Source organism: Cellulosimicrobium cellulans (assembly GCF_006539945.1).
Lineage (GTDB): Bacteria > Actinomycetota > Actinomycetes > Actinomycetales > Cellulomonadaceae > Cellulosimicrobium > Cellulosimicrobium cellulans.
This window is the reverse complement of sequence record NZ_BJNZ01000019.1, coordinates 25,663-38,548: the sequence shown is the minus strand read 5'-3', so window position 1 is coordinate 38,548 and position 12,886 is coordinate 25,663. Positions and strand designations below refer to the sequence as shown.

Genomic DNA, 12,886 nt, shown 5'->3' with positions numbered 1-12,886 from the left:
TCTGCGGTACGGGTGTGCGGCGCGGCTACGGCCGGCCGACGAGCTCGGCGGAGGCCGCCGCGGCCGGCTCGGGGTCGGCGGCGCGCGGTGCGGTGCCGGGCCGCGCGAGGCCGAGGTGCTCGCGCAGCGTCGTGCCCTCGTACTCGGTGCGGAACGAGCCACGCTCCTGGAGCAGCGGGACGACCTGGTCGAGCACGTCGTCGAGGCCGCCCGGCGTGAGGTGCGGCACGAGGATGAAGCCGTCGGAGGCGTCCTCCTGGACGTGGCGGTCGATGTCGTCCGCGACCTGCTGCGGCGTGCCGACGAACCCGCCGCGCGACGTCACCTGGATGACGAGCTCGCGGATCGACCAGCCGTTCGCCTCGGCCTGCTCGCGCCACGCCGCGGCGACCGCCGCCGGGTCCTTCGCGTGCCGCACGCGTCCCCGCGTGATCGACAGGTTCTCCGTGTCGGGGTCGACGTCGGGCAGCGGCCCCTCCGGGTCGTACGCCTCGAGGTCGCGGCCCCAGACCTGCTCGAGGAACGCGATCGCCGTCGGGCCCGAGACCTGCTGGAGCCGGATCTCCCGCGCGTGCTCCTCCGCCTCGGCGGGCGTGTCGCCCAGCACGACGACCGTCGCGGGCAGGATCTTCAGCGCGTCGCGGTCGCGCCCGTGGGCGGCGAGGCGCCCCTTGACGTCCTCGTAGAACGCGCGCCCGGCGTCGAACGTCGAGTGCGCGGAGAACACGACGTCCGCGGTCGCCGCGGCGAAGTCGCGGCCGTCGGCGGAGTCGCCCGCCTGGAACAGGACGGGGTGGCCCTGCGGCCCGCGCGGCGTCTCGAACAGCCCGACGACGTCCGCGTACGTCCCGTGGTGCGCGACCGGCCGTACCGCGCCGGGCCGCAGGAACTCGCCCGCGATCCGGTCGGCCAGCACCGCGTCGTCGTCCCACGAGTCCCAGAGGGCGCGCGCGACCTCGACGACCTCCCCGGCCCGCGCGTACCGCTCGGGGTAGGGCAGGTAGCCGCCGCGGCGGAAGTTGGCGCCCGTGAACGCGTCGGGGCTCGTCACGAGGTTCCACGCCGCGCGCCCCTCGGAGAGCAGGTCGAGCGTCGCGAACTGCTTGGCGAGCTCCCACGGCTCGTTGAACGTCGTGTTGATCGTCCCTGCGAGACCGAGGCGGTCCGTGACGGCCGCCAGTGCGGCGAGCACGGGCAGCGTGTCGGGGCGCCCGACGACGTCGAGGTCGTGGATGCGGCCCTTGTGCTCGCGAAGACGCAGGCCCTCGGCGAGGAAGAAGAAGTCGAGCTTGGCGTCCTCGGCGCGGCGGGCGAGATGCTCGAACGAGGCGAAGTCGATCTGGCTGCGCGAGCGGGGGTCGCTCCAGACGGTCGTGTTGTTGACGCCCGGGAAGTGGGCGCCGAGGTGGATCTGCTTGCGGGGTCGGGAGCTCATGTCGTCGGTCCGTCCGGGTTCAGGCGATCGCGGCGTAGCGGTTGGCGGGGAACGGGAGGCCGAGCGTGTCGCGCAGCGTCGTCCCGGGGTAGGCCGTGCGGAACAGGCCGGCCCCCTGGAGGAGCGGCACGACGCCGTCGACGATCGCGTCGAGGTCGGTGCTGAGCGACGACGGGCGCAGGAGGAACCCGTCGGCCGCGCCGGCGTGCGCCCACTCCTCGACCGTGACCGCGAGGTCGCGCGCCGTGCCGACGTGCGTGAGCGAGTCGGTGTCCCACGAGACGCCCTCGAGGTCCTCGAGCAGGTCGAGGCGGGCCTGGGCGCTCGCGCGGGTGTCGCCGACGACGACGTAGGCATCCACGAGGACGCGGAGCGTGTCGGGGTCGCGCCCGGCGACCGCGGCCGCGTCGCGCACCTGCGACCGGAGCGCGACCGCCTCGTCCCGCGTCGCGGCGCGGACCCGCACGACGTCGGCCCGGCGGGCCGCGAGGTCGAGCGAGGCCGGCGTGCTCGCCCGCACGACGACGGGCGGCTGGCCCTGCGGCGGGCGCGGGGTGATCGACGGTCCCTTGACGGCGAACCGGATGCCCTCGTGGTCGACGTGGTGCAGCTTCTCGCGGTCCACGAACCGGCCCGTCGCGACGTCGCGGATCTCGGCGTCGTCCTCCCACGAGTCCCAGAGCCGCGTGACGACCTCGACCGCCTCGTCCGCCTCGGCGACGGCGTCGGGCTCGTCCTGGGGGAGCTTGCGCCCGAAGGCCGCGGCCTCGGCCGGGGTCGTGGACCACCCGACCTGCCACCCCGCGCGGCCGGAGCTCACGTGGTCGATCGTCGCGACCGCCTTGGAGACGTGGAACGGCTCGGTGTGCGTGGTCGTGACGGTCGGGACGAGGCCGATGCCCGCGCTGCGCGGCGCGAGCCGGGACGCGACGAGCGCGGCGTCGAGCCGGCCGCGCACGGACCCGTTGCGGTCCGGCTGGAGGGTGAACGCGTCGTCGAGCGTGACGAGGTCGAGCAGGCCGCGCTGGGCGGTGGCGACGAGCTCGACGAGGCGCTTGGCGTCGAACAGGCGCTGGGCCTGGGAGCCCACGGTCCGCCAGGCGGCGGGGTGCGCACCGGCGTCGGTGAGGTCGACGCCCAGGTGGACGGTGCGGGCGGGGCGGGGGTCGGGCATCGCGAGGATCCGTTCTGGGACAGGCGCCGACCGCACGCTCATGGCGCGGCGGGGTGCCGGGGGGTGGGCAGGGTCGCCCCGCCGCGGGGCGGCAGGGCGGGGCCGGGGAGGCCGGAGGGAGGCCCGTCAGGGCGTGCGCGCGGGCGCGCGCGGCGTCAGGAGCGGGGCGTCGTCAGCGACAACAGGTGACGCGCGAGGGGGCGCCGGCCGGACAGGAGACGGCGGCCGCACCGCGGACCGGACAGGGGCACGTCGGCGCGTGCGGGGTGCTCACCGCGGTGCTCGACTCTCGCCGGTCCATCGTCCGTCTCCTTCGTGCCCGTCGCCGGGCGCCGCGTCGTTGCCCCGCACCGCGCGGGTCGCGCGTCGCGGGACCTGGTCCTCACCCGGGGCACCCCGCCGCGCGGGAGGGTTGCCGTCCGACGAGCCGGGGCTTGGCGTCGGAGCTCATGACCATGTCCTGTGCCGAGGTCCGTGGACCTCGGTTGCGCGGGAACTTACGAGCGGGCACGGAGGGTGTCAACGCACCGCCGGGACCTTCCCACATACTGGACTTGATCGGTCAACTTTGAGCGCCGACGGCTCTCGTTTGCACCGAGTGCATCGATGCACCTAGTGTCAAGAGGTGCCTCCCCTGCCCGGACCCGAGCGCCCGACCGCGCCCGTGACGGACGCCATCGACCTCGCCGCCCCCAGCCCGGACGCCCCCGCTCCGGACGCGGCGGCTCCCGACCGTCGCGCGGCCCTGCGCGCGCGCCACCGCCGCGCGATCGTCGCCGCCGCCGCGACGCTCATGGAGGAGAAGGGCGGCGCGCGCTTCACCGTCGACGAGCTCGCGGCACGCGCCGACGTCGCGCGCCGCACGATCTTCAACCACTTCGCGTCGCTCGACGACGTCGTCGTCGAGGTCTGCGAGGACGTGCTGGGCTCGGTCGTCGAGACGCTCGGGGCGAGCGCGGCCGAGCCGGGCACCGACCGCCCCACGCCCCTCGACGACGTCACCGCGGCGCTGCGCGGCACGGACCTCGTCGGCCCCATGGCCTACCTCACGCGCGCCCTCGGCGGCACCGCGACCGAGCCCACGCCGCGCGTCACGACGATGGTCGTGCGCACCTTCACCCACCTCGCCGAGCGCCTCGTCGCGGCCACCACGCGCCGGCACCCGGACGTCGACCCGCTCGAGATCGAGATGCTCGTGGGCGCGCTCATGGCCGGGGTCCTCGTGATCCAGCGTCGCTGGTGGGCAGCGACCGGTGCCGCCGACGACGACGCCTCGCGCGAGGTCTGGGCCGCTCTGCTCGACCGCCTCGTCGAACGGATCCGCGCCGGCTGGGCGGACCCCGCCTGACGCGACCCGCACCCTCCCGCCCCGCCCCGCAACCGCCTCTTCCCCACGCCACTCCCGCCACCCCGGACGCACCCGCCGGACCCGGACCGGACTCCCACCGAAGGATCCTCATGGCTGAACTCCTCTACCGCCTCGGGCGCGCGTGCGCGCGCCGCGCGCGGACCGTCCTCGCCGCGTGGCTCGCGGTGCTCGTGCTGGCAGGGGCGGCGTTCGTCGCGTTCGGCGGCACGCTCGCGAGCAGCTTCTCCATCCCGGGCACGCCGACCGCCGAGGTCACCGAGCGCCTGCAGACGGCGCTCCCGGAGGCCTCGGGCGGGAGCGGCACCATCGTCTTCGCCACGGAGGACGGCTCCGCGTTCACGCCCGAGCAGGAGTCGGCCATCTCCGACCGGCTCGCCACGGCCGAGGAGGTCGACGGCGTCGAGACGGCCGTCGACCCGTTCGCCACGCGGGCCGAGCTCGCGGACCAGCGTCAGCAGGTCGAGGACGGCCGGACCCAGATCGAGACCGGGCGCGCGCAGATCGAGGACGGGCGCACCCAGCTCGCCGCGGGCCAGGAGCAGCTGGACGCCGCACGGGCCCGGCTCGACGAGGGCCAGACCCGGCTCGACGCGGCGCGCGCGCAGGCCGAGGCCGCGGGCGCGCTCGACCAGGCCGCGCCGCAGCTCGACGCCCAGCAGGCGGAGCTCGACGCCGGACGGACCGAGCTGGAGGCCCAGGCCGCAGAGCTCGACAAGCAGGTCACCGCCCTGGAGGACCAGAGCACGACGCTCGAGGAGCAGTCCGCGCAGCTCGAGCTCTCCGCACCGCTGCTCGAGATGGCGTCGGAGATCCGCATGGTCTCCGAGGACGGGAGCGCCGCCGTCGCGAGCGTCTCGTTCACCGAGCCCAACATGAGCATCGAGCAGCAGACCAAGGACGACCTCGTCGCGGTCTTCACCGACGACCCGGTCGAGGGTGTCCAGACGGACTTCTCGTCCGACATCACGCAGGGCGTCCCCCAGGTCTTCGGCGTCGGCGAGGCGATCGGCCTCGTCGTCGCGGCGATCGTGCTGGTCGTCATGCTCGGCACGCTCGTCGGCGCCGGGCTGCCGATCCTCACGGCCCTCATCGGGGTCGGCATCGGTGCGCTCGCCGCGATGTCGCTCTCCGGCGTCGTCGAGATGTCGTCGGTGACGCCCGTGCTCGGCCTCATGCTCGGGCTCGCCGTCGGCATCGACTACTCGCTGTTCATCGTCAACCGGCACCGGCGCCAGCTCAAGCAGGGCGACGACGTGCAGGAGTCCATCGCGCTCGCGAACGGCACGTCGGGCAACGCCGTCGTGTTCGCGGGCGCCACGGTGCTCATCGCCCTCCTCGCGCTCAACGTCACCGGGATCCCGTTCCTCGGCCTCATGGGGACCGTCGGCGCGCTGTGCGTCGCGATCGCCGTGCTCATCGCCGTCACCCTCACGCCCGCCCTGCTGAGCATGATCGGGACCCGCATCCTCAGCCGTCGCGAGCGCGCCGCGCTCGGCGGGACCGAGGGGGCCGGGGCTCCGAGCGAGCCGGACGCCGCGGCCGGCCCCGCGGCGTCGGGCACGACTGGCTCGGACGGGACGAAGCCCGTCCGCCCCATGTCCACGCTGCGCGCGGTGGGCACGGCGATCCTCGCCATCGTGGCGCTCGGGGTGATCGCGCTCCCCGCGCTCGACCTGCGGACCAACCTGCCCGACGGGTCGTCGGAGGCGCACGACTCCACGCAGTACCGCGCGTACTCGACGATCGCCGAGCAGTTCGGCGAGGGCACCAACGGCCCGCTGCTCGTCGTCGCCGACCTCCCGGGGGAGCCCACCACGGCCGAGGCGCTGGAGTACCAGGTGCAGGTCGCCCGGTCGCTCTTCGCGATCGACGACGTCGTCGCGGTCGCCCCGATCGGGACCTCCGAGGACCGCACGGTCGCCGCGTTCCAGGTGGTTCCCGCCGAGGGGCCCACGAGCGAGTCCACCGAGGAGCTCGTGCACGACCTGCGCGCGCTCGAGCCCCTCGACGGGGACGTGACGCTGGGCGTCGCCGGCTCGGCCAGCGGCAACATCGACATCTCCGACAAGCTCGCGCAGGCGCTGCCGATCTACCTCGCGGTCGTCGTGGGGCTGTCGCTCGTCATCCTCGTGCTGGTGTTCCGGTCGATCTTCGTGCCGGTCGTCGCGACGCTCGGGTTCATCCTGTCCTACTTCGCCGCGCTCGGCGGGGTCGTCGCGATCTACCAGTGGGGCTGGCTCTCGGGCGTGTTCGGCGTCGAGACGCCGGGCCCGATCCTCAACTTCCTGCCCACGATCCTCGTCGGCATCCTGTTCGGCCTCGCGATGGACTACCAGCTCTTCCTCGGCTCGGGGATGCGCGAGGCGTACGCGCACGGAGCCCGGGCGCGCGTCGCGATCGTGCAGGGCGTGCGCGCGGGCCGGGCCGTCGTGACCGCGGCGGCGATCATCATGATCTCCGTCTTCGGCGGGTTCGTCTTCTCGCACAGCGCGATGATCCGGCCCATCGGGTTCGCGCTCGCGTTCGGCGTGCTGGTCGACGCGTTCGTCGTCCGCATGCTGCTCGTCCCGGCGCTCATGCACCTCGTGGGCGACAAGGCGTGGTGGCTCCCCCGCTGGCTCGACCGCATCCTGCCCGACGTCGACGTCGAGGGCGCCGCCCTGGAGCGTCGCCACCCGCACCACGAGACCTCCGCGGAGTCCCCGGAGCCCGCGCGCACCTGACCCCGCCCGGTGCCGAACCCGGGGTTCCGCGTCACCGAGTCGGCTCGGTGGCGCGGAACCCCGGGTTCGGCGTCAGGGGCGGGGCACGTGGACCGTCGCGACGATCGCGCGGTGGTCGCTGCCGGGCATGTGCAGGGAGTCGACGTCGGTCACGACGTTCTCCCGGTCCGTCACCACGTGGTCGAGGTTCAGCACCGGCGGGACGGTGCCCGGGCGCGGCGACCACGACAGGTCGAGCCCGCCGCCCGACGCGCGGCTCGCGTCGTGGAACCGGTCGCCCAGCAGCCGCCGGAACGTCGCGTGGTCGTGGGTCGCGTTGAAGTCGCCGACGAGCACCTGCGGGAGCGGGTCCGCCGCCGCCCGCTCGGCGAGCGCGGCCGTCTCCTCGCCCCAGACGCGCACGTACTCCGGGATCGGCGGGATCGGGTGCACGGCGGTGACCCGCACCGGCACGCCGTCGACCTCGACGGTCGCCGACGGCATCGCGTCGTCGGAGAACGGCTCGAGGTCCACGTCGCGGAGCGGGTACGCGCTCCACAGCCCGCTGCCGAGCGCCCCGGACCCGACCTTCGCGTCGGCGCTGTGCGGGAGCACGTCCTCGATGCCCGCCGCGACGAGGCGCTCACGCAGGTCTGTGGTCAGCTCCAGCACCGCGAGCACCTGGACGTCCTGCTCGCGCACCAGGTCGACGAGCGCGTCCGCGTCGGCGGACCCGAGCCACGCGTTGGCGCCCATCACGCGCAGGGCCGCCGCGCCGTCGGACGGCTCCGGACCGGGCACGAACGCCGGCGCGAGCCACACCGCCTGCGCGGCGACGCACACCGCGAGCAGCGCCGCGAGGACCCACCGGCGCGCGACGAGCGTGACCACGAGGCCGACGACGGCCGCGGCCGCGACGAACGGCGTGAACCCGACGACCTGCGCGAACGGCGTCACGGCGTCGTACGGGACGGCCCGCACGAGCGTGAGCAGCGCGACCGCCACAGTCCCCGTGGCCAGCAGGACGGTGAGGACCGGGCCGCCCGGGCGTCGTCGGGCGGTGACGTGCGCGGGCGGAAGGCTCGTGGTCGCCGAGGTCATGCCCGGACTCTCGCAGCGTCGCGGCGGACGCCGCGACCCGCCGCACCACCTCGCCCGCCGACCTCCACGAACCCCACGCAGCATGGCGCCCCGGTCCGCCGACCACGACATGAGGGTCGTTCTCCGCCCGATGACGGCACCCATGTCGTTCTCGACAGCGGGCAGGGTCGTGCTCGGCCAGGGTCCACGAACGACGACGCCCCGGTCACCTGTGCGGTGACCGGGGCGTCGGTGGTGCGGGTGTCAGCCGAAGATGGCCGGGAGGGTGCCGCGGAAGGCCGCGTCCGCCTCGCTGAGCGGGACGGTGAACAGGCCCGCGACCTCGAGCGCCTCGCCCGACTCGGCGGCGGCGCCAGGCTCCGTGCCGGTCTCGCCGATCTTGAGGACGGGGACGCCGCGCGCGACGCACGCGTCGACGAGCTTGGACTCCTCGCCGCGGGGGACCGCGACGAGCGCGCGGGCGGTCGACTCGGAGAACAGCGCCTCGAACGGGGTGACGCCGTCGCGCTCGGCCAGCGCGACGAGCGACACCGTGGCGCCGACGCCGAAGCGCAGCGACGCCTCGAGGAGCGCCTGCGCGAGGCCGCCCTCGGAGAGGTCGTGCGCGGCCGACACCAGGTCGTCGCGGCTCGCGTTGACGAGGACGCCGGCGAGCGCCTTCTCGGCCGCGAGGTCGACGCGCGGGGGCACGCCGCCCAGGTGGCCGTGCTCGACGTCGGCCCACGCCGAGCCGTCGAGCTCCGCACGCGTGGTGCCGAGGAGGTAGATGCTCTCCCCCGTCTCGCGCCAGCCCGACGGCGTGGCGTGCGCGACGTCGTCGAGCACGCCGAGCACGCCCACGACCGGGGTCGGGTGGATCGAGGAGTCGATCTGCCCCGGCTCGCCGGTCCCGTTGTAGAGCGACACGTTGCCGCCCGTCACGGGCACGCCGAGCTCGCGGCACGCGTCCGCGAGGCCCTCGATCGCCTCGACGAGCTGCCACATCGAGTCCGGGTCCTCGGGCGAGCCGAAGTTCAGGCAGTCGGTCACCGCGAGCGGGCGGGCGCCCGTCGTCGCGACGTTGCGGTACGCCTCGGCGAGCGCGAGGCGCGCGCCCGTGCGCGGGTCGAGCTTGCCGTAGCGCCCGTTCGCGTCGGTCGCGAGCGCGACGCCGAGGCCCGTGCTCTCGTCGACGCGGACGACGCCCGAGTCGTCGGGCTGCGCGAGCGCGGTGTTGCCCTGGACGAACCGGTCGTACTGGTTCGTCACCCACTCCTTGGACGCGAGGTTCGGCGACGCGAGGAGGCGCAGGGCCGTCGCGCGGAGCTCGTCGCCCGTCTCGGGGCGGGCGAGCGCGTCGGCGTCCACCGTCCGGGCGTTGAGCCCGTCCTGCCACGCCGGGCGCGCGTACGGGCGGTGGTAGACCGGGCCCTCGTGCGCGACCGTCCTGGGGTCGACGTCCACGATGCGCTCGCCGTGGTGGTCGATCGTCAGGCGGCCGGAGTCGTTGACCTCGCCGATCACGGCGGTCTCGACGTCCCACTTGCTCGTGATCGCGAAGAACTCGTCGAGCTTGTCGGGCGCGACGACCGCCATCATGCGCTCCTGCGACTCCGACATGAGGATCTCGCCCGCGTTGAGCGTCGGGTCGCGCAGCAGCACGTCGTCGAGCCAGACGTGCATGCCGCCGTCGCCGTTGGAGGCGAGCTCCGACGTCGCGCACGAGATGCCGGCCGCGCCGAGGTCCTGGATGCCCTCGACGACCTGCGCCGCGTAGAGCTCGAGGCAGCACTCGATGAGGACCTTCTCCATGAAGGGGTCGCCCACCTGCACGCTCGGGCGCTTGGCGGGCACGCCGTCCTCGAACGTCTCCGACGCGAGGATCGACGCGCCGCCGATGCCGTCGCCGCCCGTGCGGGCACCGAACAGCACGACCTTGTTGCCCACGCCCGACGCGTTGGCGAGGTGGATGTCCTCGTGGCGCAGCACGCCGAGGCACAGCGCGTTGACGAGCGGGTTGCCCTGGTACGAGGCGTCGAAGACGAGCTCGCCACCGATGTTCGGCAGGCCCAGGCTGTTGCCGTAGCCGCCGACGCCGCTCACGACGCCGTGCACGACGCGCGCCGTGTCCGGGTGGTCGACGGCACCGAAGCGGAGCTGGTCCATGACGGCGACGGGGCGCGCGCCCATCGAGATGATGTCGCGCACGATGCCGCCGACGCCGGTCGCGGCGCCCTGGTAGGGCTCGACGAACGACGGGTGGTTGTGCGACTCGACCTTGAAGGTCACGGCCCAGCCGTCGCCGATGTCGACGACGCCCGCGTTCTCGCCGATGCCGACGAGCAGGTGCTTCTTCATCTCGTCGGTGGTCGCCGCGCCGAACTTCGACAGGTGGACCTTGGAGGACTTGTACGAGCAGTGCTCGGACCACATGACGGAGTACATCGCGAGCTCCGCGGCCGTGGGGCGGCGCCCCAGGATGTCGCGGATGCGCTGGTACTCGTCCGGCTTGAGGCCGAGCTCGGCGAACGGCTGGACCTCGTCGGGCGTGGTGGCGGCGTGCTCGACGGTGTCGAGCGTCGGCGCGGCGGGACGAGCCTCGGAGCGTGCGGAAGCCTGGGGTGCGGGGGCGGTCATCGTTTCCCTCGGGTGGGCGCTGAGCGGGGAGCGCACGACGGCGCGCGACCAGTCTACCGGCGCCCGGAGAGAGGCCGTCCGGGCGTCTCGTGTCGCGGGCGGCCGAGAAGTGAGACGGGCGTCTGGCCGTGCGGAAACTCCGTTTCCGGGTTCCGATGGAGAGGTGACCACCCTTCTCGAACCGACGTCCGGCACCGCGCGCAGCACGACCAGCGACCTCCTCGACCCGCACCTGGAACGGCTCGGCCACGAGCTCACGCTCGTCGAGCGCCAGCTCAACGGCTACTCCCGGCGCACCGGCTCCTACGTGGGCCACGGGGCGGTCGAGACCGTCGAGCCTGCGGAAGGGCGCTACCGGGACGAGCTCGAGGCCGAGCGCGAGCGCATCCTGTCGCGCCTCGAGATGCTCAGCGCGATGCGCGTCGCCGCGTCCTGCTGACCGGCGCCGCGGGCGACCCGCGACGAGGGACGGCTCAGAGCGTCAGCCCCAGCACCACACCCAGCACGCCGAGAGCGGGCGGCACGAGCTGGACGAGCGCCGCGCGCGCCTTCGACGGCGACGAGAGGATCAGCACGAGCCCGGCCGCGACCATCGACCCGGCCCCCGCGACCACGAGCGTCAGGCCGACGTCCGGCCGGTCCACCGCGTACAGGACGATGCCGAGCACGACGAGCACCGCGAGGAACAGGTTGTAGAACCCCTGGTTGAACGCCATCTCGCGCGTGGCCGCCGCCTCCTCCGGCGACGTGCCGAACGTGGCGCGCGTGCGGGCGCTCGTCCACGTGAGCGACTCCATGACGAAGATGTACACGTGGATCGCCGCGGCGACCCCCGCGAGCGCCAGCCCGAACCCGATCATCGTCGAACCCTCCCGGTCCGCGAGGCCGCACGGTGCGCGGACCCCGGCGTGCCGACCGGGTGTCGCTGCCTCAGCGCTCCTCAGCGTTCCACAGGAGCGGCTCCGCCGCTGCGAGCGCCACGGCCAGCGCGCCGACCACGAGCCCGACGCGCGTGTGCGGCAGCCGCACGCCGCGGTCGCGCAGCCGCTCCCCGCGCCGGTAGACCCACTTCTCCCCCGCGACGACGAGGGTCGTCGCGAGCGCGAGCCCGGCCGCCGTGCCCGCGACGGCGACGCCGGCCGGAACCGGCGCGGTGCCGTCGTCGGTCGTCGCCCAGGTGTTGTCCTCCCGCGGGGCGCCGTCGGTCGTCGTGGGCCCGGGCGTCGCGTCGGCCACGGCCGCGCCCGCCTCGCGAGCGGCGTCGCGCAGGGAGCGGACGCCCTCGCGCGCCTCGGTCCCCTCGGTCGTCGAGGTGAACGTCAGCACGACGGCGGCCGTCCCGATCGCGGTCTTGGCGAGCGCGCGCGCCCAGCGCGGGCGCACGACGTCGGGCACGGCGTACCACGCCACGGTGGACAGCCCCGCGATCGCCACGGTGCGCGGGTCGGCGACCCGTCGGGTCGGCGCGTGCTCGGTCATCGTGCCCCTTCGTCGGCAGGTGTGCTCGGGGGTCCTAACGGCCCGCGACCGTGCCGAGTTCCTGCGGCGCGCAGGCGTTCGCGCAGGTAGCGCACCGCGGGGGCGTCGGTCATGGTCGCGCGCCACACGACCGTGACCGGGCGGGTCGGGACGGGCTCGCGCACGGGCACTGCGACGACGTCGGCGGGCAGCGGGCCGCGCCCGAGGCGCGGCACGAGCGCGACGGCGAGGCCCTGGGCCACGACCTCGACCTGCGACGCGAACTCGAGGCACCGGAAGTCGATGCGCGGGACGCGCGGCTCGCGCGCGAACATGTGGCAGAACCACTCGTAGCAGATCGTGCCGTCGGGCGTGCAGACCCACGTCTCGTCGAGCAGGTCGGGCGGGGTGAGCGCGGGCCGGGCCGCGAGCGGGCTCGACGCGTGCACGAGCACGTCGGCCTCGTCGCGGAACAGCTCCTCGGCGCGCAGGCTCGGGGGCAGCGCGAGACCGACGCCCTCCCAGTGGTGGACGAGCGCCAGGTCCAGGGTGCCCGCCGCGACCGCCGCGACGGCGTCCCACGGCTCCGCCTCCTCGACGACGAGGCGCAGGTCCGGGACGTCCGCGCGCACGCGCGCGGCGAGGGGCGCGACGACGCCGCGCACCGCCGTCGAGAACGACCCGAGCCGCACGGTCCCCGTGGGGCGCGCCCCGGCGTCGTGCAGGCGGGCCCGCAGCGACTCGACCTGCTCGCGCAGCACGCGGCCCTCCTCGACGACGCGTCGCCCCGCGGCCGTGAGCACGACGCCGCGGCCCTCCCGGTCGAGCAGGCGCGCTCCGAGGTCCCGCTCGAGGCGCTTGACCTGCTGCGAGACGGCGGACGGCGTGTACCCGAGGTCGCGCGCGGCGGCGTGCACGGTGCCGGTGCGCTCGACGGCGAGCAGGGCGTCGACGGCGGCGAGGTCGATCATGTCTTCAGGTTATCGGGAAGCATCGCTACCGGGAACCGTGCACGATCGTGCGCTGGACGT

General features: G+C 74.7%; 10 protein-coding genes and 1 riboswitch. Of the genes, 3 read left to right on the top strand and 7 right to left on the bottom strand.

Annotation, left to right across the window (positions count from 1 at the left end):
- Positions 1–25: 25 nt before the first annotated feature.
- Together CCE02nite_RS14025 and CCE02nite_RS14020 are read right to left on the bottom strand one after the other, a co-directional pair.
- Positions 26–1,435 (bottom strand): NtaA/DmoA family FMN-dependent monooxygenase, encoded by a 1,410-nt coding sequence (locus CCE02nite_RS14025; protein WP_141390241.1) that lies wholly within the window; start codon positions 1,433–1,435, stop codon positions 26–28.
- A 19-nt stretch (positions 1,436–1,454) separates the two neighbouring features.
- Entirely contained in the window at positions 1,455–2,609 is a 1,155-nt protein-coding gene (locus CCE02nite_RS14020) for an LLM class flavin-dependent oxidoreductase (RefSeq protein ID WP_141390240.1), read from the bottom strand.
- Positions 2,610–2,956: 347 nt separating this feature from the next.
- Positions 2,957–3,064: riboswitch (SAM riboswitch) on the bottom strand.
- 170 nt (positions 3,065–3,234) lie between these two features.
- Here CCE02nite_RS14020 and CCE02nite_RS14015 point away from each other — a divergent pair.
- Positions 3,235–3,957, top strand: a complete 723-nt coding sequence (locus CCE02nite_RS14015) for a TetR/AcrR family transcriptional regulator (protein WP_255318870.1) — start codon at positions 3,235–3,237, stop codon at positions 3,955–3,957.
- Positions 3,958–4,067: 110 nt separating this feature from the next.
- On the top strand, positions 4,068–6,701 hold the full coding sequence (locus CCE02nite_RS14010; protein WP_141390239.1) for an MMPL family transporter: 2,634 nt from the start codon (positions 4,068–4,070) through the stop codon (positions 6,699–6,701).
- Positions 6,702–6,773: 72 nt separating this feature from the next.
- Here CCE02nite_RS14010 and CCE02nite_RS14005 read toward each other — a convergent pair whose 3' ends face one another.
- Entirely contained in the window at positions 6,774–7,781 is a 1,008-nt protein-coding gene (locus CCE02nite_RS14005) for an endonuclease/exonuclease/phosphatase family protein (RefSeq protein WP_141390238.1), read from the bottom strand.
- Between the two features lie 243 nt (positions 7,782–8,024).
- Positions 8,025–10,397, bottom strand: coding sequence for a phosphoribosylformylglycinamidine synthase subunit PurL (gene purL, locus CCE02nite_RS14000; protein WP_141390237.1), 2,373 nt, complete (start codon positions 10,395–10,397; stop codon positions 8,025–8,027).
- Between the two features lie 163 nt (positions 10,398–10,560).
- Here purL and CCE02nite_RS13995 point away from each other — a divergent pair, with 163 nt between their 5' ends.
- Positions 10,561–10,836 (top strand): hypothetical protein, encoded by a 276-nt coding sequence (locus CCE02nite_RS13995; protein WP_074805434.1) that lies wholly within the window; start codon positions 10,561–10,563, stop codon positions 10,834–10,836.
- A gap of 34 nt (positions 10,837–10,870) precedes the next feature.
- Here CCE02nite_RS13995 and CCE02nite_RS13990 read toward each other — a convergent pair whose 3' ends face one another.
- From CCE02nite_RS13990 to CCE02nite_RS13980, 3 genes are all read right to left on the bottom strand, one after another.
- A complete protein-coding gene (locus tag CCE02nite_RS13990) occupies positions 10,871–11,257 on the bottom strand; it encodes a DUF1304 domain-containing protein (RefSeq protein WP_141390236.1) in 387 nt (128 codons plus the stop codon).
- A gap of 70 nt (positions 11,258–11,327) precedes the next feature.
- On the bottom strand, positions 11,328–11,876 hold the full coding sequence (locus tag CCE02nite_RS13985) for a hypothetical protein (protein WP_141390235.1): 549 nt from the start codon (positions 11,874–11,876) through the stop codon (positions 11,328–11,330).
- A complete protein-coding gene (locus CCE02nite_RS13980; RefSeq protein ID WP_141390234.1) occupies positions 11,873–12,826 on the bottom strand; it encodes a LysR family transcriptional regulator in 954 nt (317 codons plus the stop codon). The genes CCE02nite_RS13985 and CCE02nite_RS13980 overlap by 4 nt, the downstream gene beginning before the upstream one ends.
- Positions 12,827–12,886 lie beyond the last annotated feature (60 nt).

Bases quoted from the DNA above. Each gene is read 5' to 3' on its own strand.
- purL (WP_141390237.1), bottom strand. From the start codon at position 10,397: ATGACCGCCCCCGCACCCCAGGCTTCCGCACGCTCCGAGGCTCGTCCC.
- CCE02nite_RS14005 (WP_141390238.1), bottom strand. From the start codon at position 7,781: ATGACCTCGGCGACCACGAGCCTTCCGCCCGCGCACGTCACCGCCCGA.
- CCE02nite_RS13990 (WP_141390236.1), bottom strand. From the start codon at position 11,257: ATGATCGGGTTCGGGCTGGCGCTCGCGGGGGTCGCCGCGGCGATCCAC.
- CCE02nite_RS14020 (WP_141390240.1), bottom strand. From the start codon at position 2,609: ATGCCCGACCCCCGCCCCGCCCGCACCGTCCACCTGGGCGTCGACCTC.
- CCE02nite_RS13980 (WP_141390234.1), bottom strand. From the start codon at position 12,826: ATGATCGACCTCGCCGCCGTCGACGCCCTGCTCGCCGTCGAGCGCACC.
- CCE02nite_RS14025 (WP_141390241.1), bottom strand. From the start codon at position 1,435: ATGAGCTCCCGACCCCGCAAGCAGATCCACCTCGGCGCCCACTTCCCG.
- CCE02nite_RS13985 (WP_141390235.1), bottom strand. From the start codon at position 11,876: ATGACCGAGCACGCGCCGACCCGACGGGTCGCCGACCCGCGCACCGTG.
- CCE02nite_RS14010 (WP_141390239.1), top strand. From the start codon at position 4,068: ATGGCTGAACTCCTCTACCGCCTCGGGCGCGCGTGCGCGCGCCGCGCG.